Here is a 16,089-nt window from a genome sequence, read left to right as displayed (position 1 = left end):
TGTGCGGTATGACGTCGTTACTTATAGCTATACACACAAAAATCATATAGAATTGTAAACGCAGTTCTTTTATTCTGATGCTTTTCAATTCTATAGCTCTGGTTGTCTCTCTATTACTATTTTTCTACATTATTGTAAAAAAACTGAGCGAAAAGAAAGCAAACCTTGAGGGTAATTTATGTAAATTAGAGCGTGAGCTTCAAGAAACAAAGCAAACTTTACTTACAAAGAATGAAGAAATAGTTGATTTAAGGGTCAAAAGAGCAGAGCTTGAAGTAACTCTGCAAAAAGAACGTGAGGAAAAGAAAAAGGAAATAGAGTTACTAACAAAAGCAGAGGAGAGATTAACAAACACTTTTAAAGCGCTCTCTCTTGATGCTTTGCAGACAAATAACAATAATTTTCTGAACTTAGCGAAGGAAGTAATCGATAGTAAATTAAAAGAAACGGAAAGCGATTTTAAAAAAAGACAAGCAACGATCAACGAAGTTGTAACGCCAATAAAAGAAAAATTAGAAAAATTCGATAACGAAATACGTGAGCTAGAAAAGGAGAGGGTAGGGGCCTATGAAGGTTTAAAGGAGCAAATTGGAGCGCTGATGAACCAAACTTCTAGCCTTGCTAATGCCTTGAGAAAGCCCCACATTAGAGGAAAATGGGGTGAAATGCAGTTAAAGAGAGTGGTAGAAATGGCGGGAATGATTGAATATTGCGATTTTTTTACTCAGCCGTCAGTGGTTGATAAAAACGAGGATAATTTATTGCGTCCTGATTTAATAATCAAAATGCCATCTGGAAAGCAAATAATAATAGATGCTAAAGTGCCGCTTGATTCTTACATGGATGCTATATCACAAAATGATTTGCAAATACAAAAGGAGAAATTAAAGAATCATTCCCTGGCAATAAAAAAACACATAAATGACTTGGGTAAAAAAGAGTATTGGAATCAATTTGAAAATATGCCAGAACTTGTGGTGCTTTTCTTAACAGGGGAGGGGGTTTTTAGCGCAGCACTGGAATATGAGCCTGCTTTGATAGAGATTGGAGTGGAAAAAAAAGTGATCATTGCAACACCGATCACTCTAATTGCGTTGCTGAGAGCAATAGCATATGGATGGAAGCAAGAGATGATAGCTGAAAATGCAAAGAAAATCAGTGAACTAGGTCATATTTTATATGAGCGCATTTGCACAATGGGCGAAAACTTTGATAATTTGCGCAGGAGCTTAAAAAGTGCTGTCGATCATTATAATAAAACTGCTGGTTCGCTTGAAGCAAGGGTGTTTCCTGCTGCCCGAGAATTCAATAAGCTTGGTATACATGCAAAAAATAAAAGTTTAAGTGCTGCAAAGGAATTAGAGTCCTTACCGCGCAGTTTACATACTGGGGAATTGAAAGTAGATTAGACTTCTATTGCACTAGCAAACAAAGAAAGTATTGTTTGTGGCGGAAAATTATTACTTAAATATTTCTCACTCAAGTTTCACTTTAGATCTATAGCTAGTGCAAGTCAGTACGTCATACCGCGGCGGTATCTCTATAGCTAACCCAAGAAAGGTTTCCCTACGTCATACCGCCGCGGCTCTAACTAGTAGCGGAATGACGAATTTGTTGTTTTTCAAATTGTAGGTAAACCTAAGCCACTTTAGCTATAGATCCCGCTAACAAGCAGCGGGATGACGGTTGTCGGTAAATCTAAGTCAGTTTAGCTATACCATGCTGAATGACAAATACGGCATACGGATACATTTTTTAAAGTAGCCAAGCTACTTTGATGACAGAAATTTAATGATCCAGGATATACTCCTTTGTTAAGGGAGATTGAGCATTTTCGAATATTTCTTGAGTGCTTCCAGACTCAACAATTCTGCCATTATGAAAGAAAATTACACTATCAGATAACTTTTTAGCTTGCTTCATTGAATGAGTTACCATAATTATAGTAAACCTTAATTTCAGCTCTTGTATAAGATTTTCGATTGCATTGGTTGCCATTGGATCAAGAGCGGAGCACGGTTCATCCATTAATAAAATAGTTGGCTTCACTGCAATTGCGCGAGCGATGCATAGCCTCTGTTGTTGGCCACCGGATAAATCGAGTGCACTATCTTGCAATCTGTCTTTTAATTCTTCCCATAAACCAACCTTGGTTAAACTATTTTCCACCATCTCATTCAATTTTTGCTTATCCTTCGCCATAACATGCAGTTTTGGTCCATAAGCAACATTGTCGTATATTGATTTTGGAAAAGGATTTGGCTTTTGAAATACCATGCCAACTTTTGCTCTGAGTAGCACAACATCCATATCGCGTGAATATATATCACCCAGCCCATCGATATCTAATTCACCAACAGTTTTGCATCCAGGTACATAGTCATTCATACGATTAAAACAACGCAAAAATGTTGATTTACCGCACCCGGATGGTCCGATAAAAGTAGTAACTTTTCTTTTATAAATATTCAAATTTATATCGAATAAAACTTGCTTAGAGCCATACCAGAGATTTAAATCTTTAACAGAGGCACGTGTATTGCTCATATCACATCCTGCATTGAATAGAGCCCCGGAATTTCTCTTTTATTTTCATATAGCCATACTGCTGCTTGAACAGCTCCTCTAGCAAATGTTGTGCGATCAATTGTTTTGTGGTTTAGTTCTATCCGTTCATCAGAATTAACAAACATCACGCTGTGATCTCCTATTACTCCACCTCCACGAGATACTGCAAAACCTATTCCCCCCTTTTTTCTTATGTTTGAACCACTATGTAAATATTGATTGGACTGAAAATCCACTTTTGAAGCGTTAGCAATTGTTTTGCCAAGTTCTATAGCTGTTCCAGATGGTGAATCCTTTTTTAAGTTATGATGCATTTCCCAAATCTCAACGTCATATTCATTACCTAAAAGCTCAGCAGCTTTTTTTACCAATTTCAGCAACACATTAACCCCAACACTCATATTTGCTGACCATAATATTGGAACTTCAGCAGCATACTCTTTTAAATCGACACCTTCTATTCCAGTTGTGCCACTAACTAGCGGTGTTTTAAATTTTACAGATGCTTTAAGGCAGTCTAACATACATTCTTTAGTTGTAAAATCTATTACAACGTCAGATGACTCAAATATGCCACTCATAGAACTTGTAATTTTAATTCCTAGATTGGAACCGCAGCCTATAATTGGTCCAATATCTAAGCCCATGTACTTACTGCCTGAACGGGCAACAGCACCTGCTATTTCCACTTCGGCATTTGTAATTAATTCATTGAGTATTTTCTTGCCCATTCTGCCTAAGCAGCCTATTACTCCAACTCTGATTTTCATAAAGCTTTTTGTGTTATATTAGGCCTTTTTTTAAGCTCTGTCACTTCTGATCTATATTCTATAGCTGACCCAAGCAACACGTCATGCCGTTGCGGATAGATTCCGCTAACTAGTAGCGGAATGACGATTGTCGGTGAACCTAAGTTACTTTAGCTATAGCTGACCCAAGCAACACGTCATACCGCCGCGGCGCTAACTAGTAGCGGAATGACGGTTTTTCAAATTGTCGGTAAATCTAAGTCAGTTTAGCTATATATGACTCATTTCTTTACTGTAACTTAACAAGAACTGGTCTGTAGCTAATAGTTATTGACAATAAGGGTAATTAACTTTGATAAGAATCTTTTCTGTGTTCAATTGAAGTCTATATGTTCTGGAATATCTATATAGTAAATTATGCGGTAATCGTAGACTACGCTGCCCACTTAAATTATGCCACAAAGGTTTTCCAAGTGTAACCGTTCACAGATTTCCACTTAATTCTTCAATCTCACTAATAGAAAGGCCAGTAAACTTGACAATAGTGTTGACATCAACATTATTAGCCAGCATTGCTTTTGCGACTTCAATTTTCCCTTCAATTTTTCCTTTCTCTATACCTTTTTGTATACCTTTCTCTTCAGCAAGATCAAGTCTGTATTCAAGAATGGCTTCTTCTTTCCGTAGATCCATTATTCTTTCTTCGTAAGCTACTAAATCTTTTTCGTTCCAACGAAACTTGTCTAATTCATCATATGCTAGCTTTATTATTGGCGCTTTTTCTGCTATCTCTTTTAAGTCCTCTTCTGTTGTTTCTTCTGCGTATTTAAAAAAGAAACACCACCTTTCTACTATACTTTCTAACTGCTCTACTTTACTTTTTGAAAATTTGGGCAATTCTATAAAGATAAATTGAAAATCTTTTAAGTAATGGCCGTTAGTTTTTATATCACGTATATTGTGAGTAGAAATATAACCAACTTCTTCAGGAAGTAAGTTAAAATTTGATATAGCAATAAAGAAGACTTTCTTTAAATCAATGTAGTTGCCAGATTTATCTAATTGTCTTGAGTAGGCTTTAGCGGCATATAATTGAGCGCGTTTTTCGAAGCCCTTGTCTCTAGCGAGCTGCATTTCTGCTATACATCTATTTCCGTGAGAATCCTTGCAGAGAACATCAACAATACTTTGTTTATCAGAGGCAACTTCGGGATCCATAATAGTGCTAAGAAACTCAACTTCTTGTATTGCATTTATCTCAGTAAACCCTAAAATATCGTTCAAAAAGTGGATCAGGATATTCTTATTTTTTTCCGTTCCAAAGATTTTTTTGAAACACAAATCATTGCGAGGATCGAGAAATTTTGAAAGAGCCATGGCAAAAATGCTTGAAAATATTAATAATTATACACTATTATTAACAATTATTCAACCATATTTTTGAAGATAGCTAGTTTCTGTATTTATTTTAAATTGAAGAAAGCTCAAATGAAAGATCATGTTTTGCTAAAAATCACAGAATGCAGTCTGGTTACACCTTATCTTTATTAGCTATAGCAAGTAATTGTATTTGTAATATGACAAATCACCTGCTGAAAAATCATTTTATGATCTAAATCAGTTTTTTTACAGGTAACTTCTAAGCTTATCAATTCTTCCAAAATCTTTTTAAGTTCTGAAAGTTGCAAACTTTTCAAATGAGATTTAAAGCTCTGCAATTGTTTAAAAAACAATGGAGGGCTTAGCTGATCAATCGCAGCCTGCTCACTCATTCCACCTTGCACTGACAGCAAAACGTTTTCAAGGCGTAGGAAATAATTTGATATAATGCGAATTAGCGCTATCGGTGAAAAATTTTCTTGCGATATCAATGCATCAGAAATTCTAATGAAGCGCGACATATCTTTACTTGCTATGGCAGAGCATAGATCATCAAGTGTAGCATAGTCGTTGCCGGAAGTTGAAAAGCATAATTCTATATCAGTAAGTTTTAGGTCTTTTCTCTCCCCTAAGTACAAAACTAACTTCTCAAGTTCTGAACATATAGGCAGCTTGCTATGATTAAAGTAAGATTGCAAATGGTAGATTATCTCATTTGTGCATTTTATATCATTTTGTTTTAAGTAACTTGATATAATGTCATAAAGATTGCTGTTGCTGTCCTTATAGCAAGCAATCACACCAAAAATTTTTGAACTCTCCATATAACTTTTAGTCGCAGAATTATATGGAAGATCACTTGCTACCATCATTACATAGTGACCACTTGCGTTATAATCCAATACGTTTTTTAACTCTTTGGATATACCTCCACTCACATTTATCAGCTTAATTAATTTTTTGCTGGTAAACATCGAAATGTTTGCCAATTCAGAAAACAGTAAACCGGGTGACTTATTCACTATTGCAAAATCCATCACCTGAACTGAATACTCATCCAAATTGGCAATTATTTCTTGTACATAAAAACCAACCCTACTGTTATCACTTCCATGAATTAACACACCACTTAAAGCATCAGGTTTCTCTAGGAATTTTTTAACTTTGGATGGTATGACCCTCATGCCATCTATATGATATCATTCTCATTTGATTGTATATGAGTATCCAAAGACTCTGAGTTTTCTTGCGCAATATTGTGCACATCATCTGCCGTACTCTGCACATTATCCGACTCTTCTGTTTTTCCTGTAATATAATTATAAAATTTTTTCACAGGTTGAGATATATATTTGGAAAAAAATCCTTCTTCGCTCATATTGCTTACTCCATAAAATTAACAGCTTATCATTAGCACATAAACAATAATATAGCAAAGACTATTTTGTGCTAAGATAGTGATGTTTTATAATGAGTATATTACAAAATTATTAACATTCGAGACTAAAATCAAGCCAACCTGTTTAATACTAACCTTATAAAATAAGCGATAATTAAATATACGGCTGCAACAAGTATAATTGCAGGTCCAGTTAACAAATCAAAACTTGCAGATAACATCAGACCTGATATCCCAGAAATCACAGAAAAAACTGTTGCAACAATAATCATCTGCATTGGAGTTTTCGAAATGAGCCTTGCAGATGCTGCTGGTATTAGCAAAAATGCAGCAATGAGTAATATTCCTATTAATTGGGCAGCAATTGCTATAAATATAGCAAGAGTGATTAAAAATTCTAGTCTAACAAAATTAACATTAATCTTTTCAACTACTGCTAAATCTTGATTAATTGAAATCATTAACCAATAACGCCATCTAAATATTAATATCAAAGTAACTATTACAGAGATTAAAAAAATCAATATTATATCACTTTGATCGAGCGTTAATATATCACCAAACAGTGAGCTAATAATACTATTATTGCCCGATGGAAGAAAAGACATAAGTATTAAACTCGATGATAAAACTACATTGGTAACAATGTTCAATATCGTATCAGCAGAATATAATCTGTTAAAATTAAGAGAAAGTAGTATAGCAAATGTAATTGCAATGAGCATTATGCTAAGCGATGGGCTAATCTTAAAGATTAAAGCAAGTGCAACACCAAGCAACGAAGAATGGGACAAACTATCACCAAGATAAGATAACCTTTGCCATATCATAAACGATCCTAAAGCGCCTGTTACTAGGCTAATTACGACTACTGCAACTAGACTGTTGATGAAAAAGTCCTGGGTAAACATTTCAAGCATGCTATATGGCTATTAGATAACTGACAACAAATCTATCTTCGGATATTAAAACGTTATGGGTTCTGCATGCTGCACCGGTTGTCATAAATTCAAAATTTAAACCTTTTTGTTCCATAAGATAGGACTTCACTGAAGAACTTGGTATATTGCGTGTTTTACCAGTACCTATTATCAAAATTTCTATTTCCTCTGTTAAAAAAGATTTAAAATGTTCCTTGCTATTTATATCACTTTCTTTCAATTTAATCACCTTTTCAGGAAAAACTATAATTGAGCCGCAATATTCTCTATTATTCACCAAAAATTTTCCTTCCCTGTAACCATTTATAAGATTTTTATTCTCGGAAATTAAGGGCATAAAGTCAAACTATTAATTGAGTGTCACATACCCACCATTCTGGTTGCTTTTCTCTGATATTAACTGCAGCAGCTTTTGCATTTTCCTCACTATCGAATATTCCAAAGCATGATACACCACTGCCTGACATGCGAGAAAGTATAGAGCCTTCTTGTGACTCAAGTGTTGATATCACATCCTGAATTTCAGGTACAAGACTTACTGCTATCTCTTGAAGATCGTTTCTCGTCTCTTTAAGAAACTTCAACAAATCCTTTTCAGCGTCATCGCTCCATTTAATTGGCTCAGAAAATTCTCCTTCATGTTTGGAAAATACCTCTAGTGTGCTCAAAAACTTTTTTTTCGGCTTCACCAGTACTATATTTGTGGGTAGAGAGAATTTTTTTATGGGACACAACTCTTCACCAATACCTCTAACAAAAACTGGCTTGCTATCTATACTCGCAGGAACATCAGCACCAACGCTTAAAGCTATTTCATTTAAAATCGTCCTATCAATCTTCCACAGCTTCCCTAGTATGCGTACCACAGCTCCAGCATCTGAGGAGCCACTGCCCAAACCCGCAGCAATTGGTATGTTTTTCACAACCTTTACAATGACTTTAGTTCGCGCAGGAGCATATCTAAGCAATAGATTAACTGCTCTCATTACGGTGTTGTACCTGTTATTAATTCTAAGTTCGGAATTTACAAATTCAACTGTAGAGTTATCGTATCTAGAATACTTCTCACCTACTTTTATTTCCAAAAAATTAAAAAGATTAGCAAAGACAAATAAACCTTCAATCAAGTGATATCCTGTTTCCTTCTTATTTACAACATGCAAAAAAAGATTGATTTTTGCAGGCGCCTTTACACAAAAACTTTTCATTATATATCTTCACTAAGATTATTTTTACATTATATGTATAATGCTATTTTAGTCAACTTCTATAAGGTTTTCGCACTTCTGATGAGATCAAATGCCATAAATCCCAATTTCTCTGTATGGGTAAATGCGTCCGCTGGTACAGGCAAAACAAAAATCTTAATAGACAGAGTATTGAGACTTTTATTAGAAAACAAAAGAAATATTCTCTGCTTAACATTTACCAACGCTGCAGCAAACGAGATGGAGAATCGCATTCACAGCGTACTCAGTAAGTGGGCAATATGCTCAGAAAGTGAATTAATAATGGATCTGGAACAACTAGACCTATTGCAAATCAGAAAAAAAGAAACCTGGATCCCAGTGTCACGCACTGGGATGACAGGGGATGACGCAGAAATAACGGAGAATGATGCTGAGGTGATAGCACCACATAATCACGATTTAAGTGAAAATCCAGTAGCTCACCCTTCGACGTCATCCCAGCACCCCTATTTGTCATCCCAGTGCGTGACACTGGGATCCAGAAAAAATAAAGATTATTTAACAAGAGCAAGAAGGCTTTTCTCTGAATTGGAAAATCTTGGTCTAACTATACAAACCATACACGCTTTCTGTTACAAATTAATTTCCAACTTTCCCATAGAAGCTGGCATCGCCCCAAATTGTACGCTGAGTGAATGTAAAGAATTACATTCCATCATATTCAATAAAGTGCTTCATAACGAAACTGTGCAGGATGATATCAATCTTATTGCGGCTGAATTTGATGAAAATAAGCTACGCGATTTGCTTTATACTTTATGTATAAAAAGATCGATATCAGAAAATGATTCAGAATATATCAAAGATAAACTCAGTGCTCCAGATGAAATTCATGACTTACAGAGTGAAACGACTGAGCACATAAAAAGATTAGCCGAGATATTAAGTGAAGGCAGTAAAAGAGATCAGAGTTATAGTGAAATACTTTATGATTGGTGTAATAGATTCCTTGTAAAATCTCCTATCATTCCACCACTCTCTGTCATTCCAGCGCGTGACGCTGGAATCCAGAAAAAAAGAAATATGGATCCCAGTGTCAAGCACTGGGATGACACCGGAATGGAGCGGAAAGACACCAGAATAGAAGATTTAGCCAAGGTATTTCTCAAATCAGAATCGCACGAAAAAAAGAGCATATCATCCATTGCAACAAAAAGTACTTTGGAAAAATTTAGAGATGCAGAGCAAATAATAGAGAGCGTTCAGAATGTAGTGTTTACTCATATAAAAGACATGAACTCTTATCAAATATTCAAGAGAACCAGTAGCTTACTTGGTATATTTAAAGTATATGTTGATCTATACAGTAGCGAAAAATCAAAAAACGCACTGCTTGACTACAATGATATAATTGGATTAGCAACAAATCTTCTCAGCAATCCAAACTACAAAGATTGGATATTGTTTAACTTGGATCAAAAAATAGATCACATCCTTGTTGACGAGGCACAAGACAATAGCATCAGCCAATGGAAAATTATAACAAATCTCTGCGATGAATTTTTTGCCGGTAATGATGAAAAGCGAACCTTATTTGTAGTTGGTGACGTAAAACAATCCATATACAGATTTCAAGGAGCAAATCCCCATCTATTCAACTACATGCAACAATACTTTCATACGAAAACTGGTGGCAGAGATTGGATATCATGCCAACTTGAAAAGTCATTTCGTTCAACTCCAGAAGTTTTAATGCTTGTAGATAGAATATTTAACAACTTCCGCGCAGAAATATCTTTTGTTGATAATGAAATAAAACATGTTCCACATAGAGAAAATGATCAAGGATATATTGAAATTTGGCCAGCGTTACCAAAGTGTAAAGAGAAAGAACAGCGAGCTTTACAAATTCCTCTGACATGCAGGAAAGATTATATAATAACAGACCGATTACTTGCTCAAACAATAGCCAACAGAATTCACAATTGGTTAAACGAAGGGCGGATTTTAGTCGCTAAAGATCGCCATATAGAGCCAAGGGATATTGTGATTCTGGTACGGCAACGAAACGTGTTAGTTGATTACATAATAAGCGAACTTAAAAAAGCAAACGTGCCAGTTGTAGGCCGAGATTATTTTAGAATTATGGACTATATAGCCGTGCAGGACTTAATAGCTTTGGCCGAATTTTTACTCCTCCAGGCAAATGATCTAGCTCTTGCAAATGCTTTAAAATCACCGTTATTCAATTTTACCGAGGATGATTTATTTAACATTGCATATGACCGTAAAGAGCATTCACTATGGGAAAGAATTCAGGATTATTCTGTGGTTATCTATAGTGAATTAAACTATCTCATTAACTTATCTCGCATAGAGTCTCCTCTTGCACTATTTACACATATATTGCGTACAGGTAAGAAGAAATTTGCTGCAAGGCTAGGTCTTGAGTGCTTCGAGGTTCTAGACGAATTTATGAACCTTGTGTTGCAATTTGAAAACCCATCTCTTCAAGCGTTTGTTCAGTGGATCAAGGAGAATAACCCGGAGATTAAGAATGATATGCAATCAGAACGAAATGCTGTGCGAATAATGACAATTCACAAATCAAAAGGTCTGCAAGCTCCCATAGTATTTTTGGTTGATACAAACACAGTGCCAAGAAACAGTGAAAGCATTATCTTTGATGGAACGGAAGTGCCATTTTGGTGTGGAAAAAACAATAACGCTTATTGTGATCAAGTAAAAAGAGAGAAAAAACTAGAGGATTATAACGAATATTTGCGTTTATTATACGTAGCACTCACACGTGCTGAAGATGAGTTATACATCTTAAGTAAAGAGCCAGTGCAAAAGGGCTCTTGGTATGATCTAATCACTCAGTATGGAGAACCATATGAAAAGAAACAAGCATACTTACAGCCAATATTTAAAGAAAAAGTTGAAGTGCTATGTGTGAACGCAAACTACCCTTACATTTATAAAAAACGTGATTATTTTGACGTTCCAGTCATTTCGCTTCCGCCAAACCTATCAATGTCATTCCAGTGCTTGACACTGGAATCCAGTAAAAAAGAAGGAGAACCAGCATCAGCTACTCACTCTCCGGTGTCATTCCAGCACTTGATGCTGGAATCCAGAGAAAAAGAAGCCTGGATCCCAGTGTCCGCTACTTGGATGACAAATAGGGGTACTGGAATGACAGAAAGTGGCGCTGAAACGAAAGACAGTTATACAAGAGGCTTAATAATCCACAGCATATTACAATATATGCCCAAGATAGAAAAAGAAAGGAGAAAAAACTGGGTCAGAAAATATCTTGACAATATAAACACCAGTGAAGATAAGGATGAAATTTACAGTAAAATATTGGCCTTTAATGAAAAATATGGCTATTTGTTTGACTTAGAGGGCAAATCAGAGATTACACTGAGTGGAATAATCGATGGCGAACCAGTATTAGTACGACTAGATAGGCTATGCATAACGCAAGATAAAGCGATCATAATTGACTACAAATCACACCGTAACGTTTCTGTTTCCTTATTAAATGAAATAAAAAAGCAAATGCTGACCTATAAAACCTTAGTACAAGAAATATATCCAAACAAGCAAGTAGAGTGTGTGGTTATTTGGGTGGAAGATTTAACCATTCAATCTGACCTTTAACGAAACTTGATTACAAGAAATAGCTACTATGTCATACCCCGCGGTATCTCTTAGCATAGATCCCTTACTTAACCGTCATACCGCGATTCATTCGCGGTATCTCTAGATCCCGCTAACAAGTAGCGGGATGACGAATTAATTAACTGTCATGCCGCCGCGAACCGTCATACCGCCACTCCTTTCTCGTCATGCCACCACGAACCGTCATACCGCGATTCATTCGCGGTATCTCATCCGCTAACACGTAGCGGAATGACGAATTACTTAACCGTTATCCTGCTGCTCCTTTCTCGTCATCCCGCTGCTCCTTTCTCGTCATCCCGCTACTCCTTTCCCGTCATCCCGCTACGTGTTAGCGGGATCTCAGCATAGCTATCTTAAAGCTAAGTAATATAAGTCAACCCAGCTAGGATTCTTTTGATTGATCAAATTAATTTTCCACTGCCTTGGCCATTCTTTCAGGCGCCTTTCTCTTGCAATAGCTAAACTTATATCTTCAAACTCTTCAAAATATACAAGTTTATTTACATTATATCTTGATGTAAAACCTGAAACAATTTTGTTTTTGTGTTCCCAAATCCTCTTGATCAAATTTGCAGTTACACCAATATATAATGTGCTATTAGCTTTATTTGTAAGTATATAGATATATGATAACTTCATCTTAATCGTTTATAGCTAAAGTAACTGAGGTTTACCAACATTATACTACACCATCGTGCCACAATAAAACTTACCGTCATCCCGCCGTGCCGCTAACACGTAGCGGGATGACGAGCTTATCGTCATGCCGCCGCGAACCGTCATCCCGTCACGGTATCTCTTAGCCGCTAACACGTAGCGGAATGACGATTGTCGGTAAATCTAAGTTACTGTAGCTATAAAAGCTTTCACAACAACCTATTTTCCTTGAAACTAAAATAGCTACTGAATGTAATAATAATGTGGTCTATTAATTCTATTCCTATACTTTGGCAAGCTTCTGCTAGTTGCCTAGTGAGAGATATATCGCTATTTGAAGGTTGTGTATCTCCGCTTGGATGATTGTGAGATATTACAATGGATGTTGAACCAATCAAAAGTGCGCGCTTGATGATCTCTCTGACATAAAGAGGAGTTTGATCTACTGTACCAACGTTTTGCAGGTCTTCCGCTATTAGACGATACTTTTTATTCATATAGATGACGCGAAAATTTTCCTTATTGAGGCTTCCTATGCTTATTCTTAAATAATCAAGCAATTTTTCCCAGTTATCGATTATAGGCAGGTCTTTTATTTCTTCTCTTGCAGAACGAACAAAGGCTTGTTTCACACAAAAGATGGCAGATATTGCTGCATTGCTGACACCATCAACATTTTGCAGTGCTTCCAGGTCAGCATTAAAAACTTTATTCAAACTGCCAAAATTTTCTATCAAACTCTTTGCTATCGGCTTTACATCAATTCTACTGTATGCTGAATATAAAATGTGCTCTAAAACTTCATAATCAAGTAATGATTGTCCATTATCTAAAATAATTTTCTCTCTTAGGCGCTTTCTATGCCCCTTTTCGTAATTTTTCATCATTAGTGAATTGCTTATCTCTTGTATAACAAGAAGTTAGATTTTTAAGTAAAATATTTAATAAAGCGCATGACGCACAATTGTAAGAACATTCATTTTTAAAGACAGTAAATGGTGTCATCAAAGTAGCTGACGCGAGCTCTACGTCATACCGCAATTCATTCGCGGTATCTCAGCAGATCCCGCTAACAAGCAGCGAGATGACGAAGTTATCGTCATGCCACCGCGAACCGTCATATCGCCGCGGTATCTCTAGATCCCGCTAACAAGCAGCGGGATGACGAAGTTATCGTCATGCCACCGCGAACCGTCATATCGCCGCAGACCGTCATACCGCGATTCATTCGCGGTATCTCTTAGCATAGATCCCGCTAACACGTAGCGGGATGACGATTGTCAAGATGTCATCCGAGTAGCTTGACTACTTGGATCCAGAAAACTTAACTTTAAATAAGTGGCTGCATAATAAAGACTAGATTCCAGCGTCACGCGCTGGAATGACATCATAGGGGCTACTCGGATGACAAAAAAAGGAGCACTGGAATGACACCTTCCTGCCCAGTTCATGTTGCTATAAATATTAAGAAATTTACCAAATAAAAAAAAAGGCAAAAGAAGCCCCGTGGTTATTATCCGCTTTAAAATATTGGCGTTTTTTATGTTTTAAACGCTTGACAAGCAAGATTTAGCTGCTTTTAAATGCAACTCACCTTAGTTTAAATGTTTAAGAAATTTACTAAGCAGAAAAAAAGGCAAAAGAAACCCCGTGTTAGCTAGTTGTCACTCTCTAATCCTGCAAATTGGCGTACTATACTGTCTTAAATGACTTATAAGCGCGTTTCAGCTTATATAGGTAAAAGCCCAGAAATGTTGTGAAGACATAAGGTGCACATAGTGCAAAAAATTAAAAATAAGACGCCAACTAAGTTGTTTTCTTGCTGTTTAATCTGCACAGATGAAGATAACTGAATACCTTCACTATCATAATAAGGGGGCTGGCGGAGTTTGTCAAGGAATTTTTATGCAAGAGATCTATTGAAATGCCCCTGTAAAATTATACTATTAATTAGTGCACTGTAAATTTAAAATTATAGATATGTTAAGCAGATTGGTAATTTTGCTATTAGTTTTTATACTTCCTTTTTCTTCATACTCATACCAGTTTAGAACCAAAGCAAAGCAAGCAGTAGTCTTAGATTTAGCTTCAGACTCGTTCATTTTTGACCATAATTCCGATGAAAAAATGGCCCCATCTTCAATGAGCAAGTTAATGACTTTATATATAGCCTTCGATTATCTAAAAGCTGGAATAATAAATATGGAGGATAAATTTCGAGTAAGCAGAAAAGCGTGGGAAAGAAAAGGCTCTTCTATGTTTTTGAAAGAAGGTCAATCCGTTACGGTGAGGGAATTACTCGAAGGAATTACAATAGTCTCAGGTAATGATGCCTGCATAACACTAGCCGAGGGTATTGCAGGATCAGAAGAGAATTTTGTGGCTGAAATGAATGAGGTTGCACAAAATTTGAACCTGAATGACAGTCATTTTGTCAACTCAAGCGGGTGGCCAGATGGAGATCATTTTATGAGCGCAAAAGACTTGGTAATGCTGGCAAAAAGGATTTTCACTGATTTTCCTGAATATTACGATTTATTTTCTGAACAATATTTGACATATAACGAAATTGCACAAAAGAATAAAAATCTTCTACTTTTTCACGACATTGGGGTTGACGGTTTAAAAACCGGTTATACAAATGCTGGTGGTTATGGCATTGTAGCATCTGCAAAACGAAATGATAGGAGAATTTTTGCTGTCGTAAATGGTTTAAACACTGAGAAAGAGCGAATAGAAGAAGCAAAAAGACTGATACAATACTCCTTAAATCATTTTAATACTAAGAAAATATTCATTAAAGACAGTGTAGTTGAGGAAGTAAATGTTCTCTATGGAAAAGATAAAAAAGTGCCTATTACAGTTGCAAACGATGTTACCATAACTTACAACCGCAAATTGCATGACCAAATTAAGGTGCGTATTGAATATAAAGATATGATACCTGCACCCATTAAAAAAGGTCAAGAAGTGGGCAAAGTTTTTGTAGAAATACCAGGTATTGAGCAACAAACTACACCTCTTTATGCAGCAAATGACGTACAGGAATTGAATTTCGTAGAAAAGTTTTTTAGAATGTTATTTTAAGTTTAATATATTGGCTTTCAAAGCAATTTCGAAAGAGAGATCTATTGCACTTTAGTGTAGTTTTAACTAACAATTTCTGTTACAATACAAGATTGAAATGTTACGAAAATGTGCTGGTTATATTTGTTGCTGTCTAGTATCCTAGAGATACTGTGGGCTGTAACGTTAAAGTTTAGTAACAGTTTTACTAAAGGTGTGCCTTCGATTGCAACATTGGTAATTATGATCATTAGCATTTACTTTTTATCTCTTGCAGCATGCTTTCTACCTATTAGAGTATGCTATGCAGTTTCCTCTGGAATATGCACAATTGGAATAACTATAATTGGTGCAACCGCTTTCACAGAGAATATTAATTTATCTCAAGTTTTATGTATCATTTTAATTGTAATAGGAACCATAGGGCTAAAGCTCTCTATTTAAAC

The 16,089-nt window shown here is 36.0% G+C and carries 15 protein-coding genes; 4 read left to right on the top strand and 11 right to left on the bottom strand.

Features of this window, described 5'->3' with window-relative positions; all coding sequences use genetic code 11:
• The first annotated feature begins 77 nt into the window (after positions 1 to 77).
• Positions 78 to 1,409 carry a DNA recombination protein RmuC gene (gene rmuC / locus ABWU50_RS04215; protein ID WP_353275407.1) on the top strand — a complete coding sequence of 444 codons (1,332 nt, stop codon included), beginning with the start codon at positions 78 to 80 and terminating at the stop codon, positions 1,407 to 1,409.
• A gap of 379 nt (positions 1,410 to 1,788) precedes the next feature.
• Here the strand turns inward: rmuC and pstB are convergent, their stop codons facing one another.
• From pstB to ABWU50_RS04175, 8 genes are all read right to left on the bottom strand, one after another.
• Positions 1,789 to 2,547, bottom strand: a complete 759-nt coding sequence (pstB, locus tag ABWU50_RS04210) for a phosphate ABC transporter ATP-binding protein PstB (RefSeq protein ID WP_264735555.1) — start codon at positions 2,545 to 2,547, stop codon at positions 1,789 to 1,791.
• Positions 2,544 to 3,338, bottom strand: a complete 795-nt coding sequence (gene dapB, locus ABWU50_RS04205) for a 4-hydroxy-tetrahydrodipicolinate reductase (protein ID WP_353275404.1) — start codon at positions 3,336 to 3,338, stop codon at positions 2,544 to 2,546. Before dapB ends, pstB begins: the two co-directional genes overlap by 4 nt.
• Positions 3,339 to 3,800: 462 nt before the next feature.
• Entirely contained in the window at positions 3,801 to 4,694 is an 894-nt protein-coding gene (locus ABWU50_RS04200; protein WP_353275402.1) for an Rpn family recombination-promoting nuclease/putative transposase, read from the bottom strand.
• A gap of 170 nt (positions 4,695 to 4,864) precedes the next feature.
• Positions 4,865 to 5,881, bottom strand: a complete 1,017-nt coding sequence (gene holA, locus ABWU50_RS04195) for a DNA polymerase III subunit delta (protein ID WP_253307336.1) — start codon at positions 5,879 to 5,881, stop codon at positions 4,865 to 4,867.
• A gap of 5 nt (positions 5,882 to 5,886) precedes the next feature.
• The gene (locus tag ABWU50_RS04190; RefSeq protein WP_353275400.1) at positions 5,887 to 6,075 is read right to left on the bottom strand and encodes a hypothetical protein; all 189 of its coding nucleotides are present in this window, start codon (positions 6,073 to 6,075) and stop codon (positions 5,887 to 5,889) included.
• Between the two features lie 131 nt (positions 6,076 to 6,206).
• The gene (locus ABWU50_RS04185) at positions 6,207 to 7,016 is read right to left on the bottom strand and encodes a metal ABC transporter permease (RefSeq protein WP_353275398.1); all 810 of its coding nucleotides are present in this window, start codon (positions 7,014 to 7,016) and stop codon (positions 6,207 to 6,209) included.
• A 1-nt stretch (position 7,017) separates the two neighbouring features.
• Positions 7,018 to 7,374: an Mth938-like domain-containing protein gene (locus ABWU50_RS04180; protein ID WP_253307338.1), complete on the bottom strand. Its 357-nt coding sequence runs from the start codon at positions 7,372 to 7,374 to the stop codon at positions 7,018 to 7,020.
• Between the two features lie 4 nt (positions 7,375 to 7,378).
• A complete protein-coding gene (locus ABWU50_RS04175) occupies positions 7,379 to 8,245 on the bottom strand; it encodes a 4-(cytidine 5'-diphospho)-2-C-methyl-D-erythritol kinase (protein ID WP_353275397.1) in 867 nt (288 codons plus the stop codon).
• A gap of 81 nt (positions 8,246 to 8,326) precedes the next feature.
• On the opposite strand from ABWU50_RS04175, the gene ABWU50_RS04170 reads away from it, so the two are divergent.
• Positions 8,327 to 11,896: a UvrD-helicase domain-containing protein gene (locus ABWU50_RS04170; protein ID WP_353275396.1), complete on the top strand. Its 3,570-nt coding sequence runs from the start codon at positions 8,327 to 8,329 to the stop codon at positions 11,894 to 11,896.
• A gap of 372 nt (positions 11,897 to 12,268) precedes the next feature.
• Here ABWU50_RS04170 and ABWU50_RS04165 read toward each other — a convergent pair whose 3' ends face one another.
• The 3 genes from ABWU50_RS04165 to ABWU50_RS04155 all read right to left on the bottom strand — a co-directional run bounded on the left by ABWU50_RS04165 (position 12,269) and on the right by ABWU50_RS04155 (position 14,028).
• A complete protein-coding gene (locus ABWU50_RS04165; protein WP_007549156.1) occupies positions 12,269 to 12,559 on the bottom strand; it encodes a GIY-YIG nuclease family protein in 291 nt (96 codons plus the stop codon).
• A gap of 227 nt (positions 12,560 to 12,786) precedes the next feature.
• Positions 12,787 to 13,461 (bottom strand): RadC family protein, encoded by a 675-nt coding sequence (gene radC / locus ABWU50_RS04160; RefSeq protein WP_253309929.1) that lies wholly within the window; start codon positions 13,459 to 13,461, stop codon positions 12,787 to 12,789.
• Positions 13,462 to 13,857: 396 nt separating this feature from the next.
• Positions 13,858 to 14,028 (bottom strand): hypothetical protein, encoded by a 171-nt coding sequence (locus ABWU50_RS04155; RefSeq protein ID WP_353275394.1) that lies wholly within the window; start codon positions 14,026 to 14,028, stop codon positions 13,858 to 13,860.
• A gap of 529 nt (positions 14,029 to 14,557) precedes the next feature.
• On the opposite strand from ABWU50_RS04155, the gene ABWU50_RS04150 reads away from it, so the two are divergent.
• Together ABWU50_RS04150 and ABWU50_RS04145 are read left to right on the top strand one after the other, a co-directional pair.
• A complete protein-coding gene (locus tag ABWU50_RS04150; RefSeq protein ID WP_353275393.1) occupies positions 14,558 to 15,664 on the top strand; it encodes a D-alanyl-D-alanine carboxypeptidase family protein in 1,107 nt (368 codons plus the stop codon).
• A 108-nt stretch (positions 15,665 to 15,772) separates the two neighbouring features.
• On the top strand, positions 15,773 to 16,087 hold the full coding sequence (locus ABWU50_RS04145) for a DMT family transporter (RefSeq protein ID WP_353275392.1): 315 nt from the start codon (positions 15,773 to 15,775) through the stop codon (positions 16,085 to 16,087).
• Positions 16,088 to 16,089: the final 2 nt, after the last annotated feature.

The organism is Wolbachia endosymbiont (group A) of Pipizella viduata (assembly GCF_964028555.1).
GTDB lineage: Bacteria > Pseudomonadota > Alphaproteobacteria > Rickettsiales > Anaplasmataceae > Wolbachia.
Note: the sequence above shows the minus strand (reverse complement) of the source record. Positions and strands in the feature narration are given on the sequence as shown.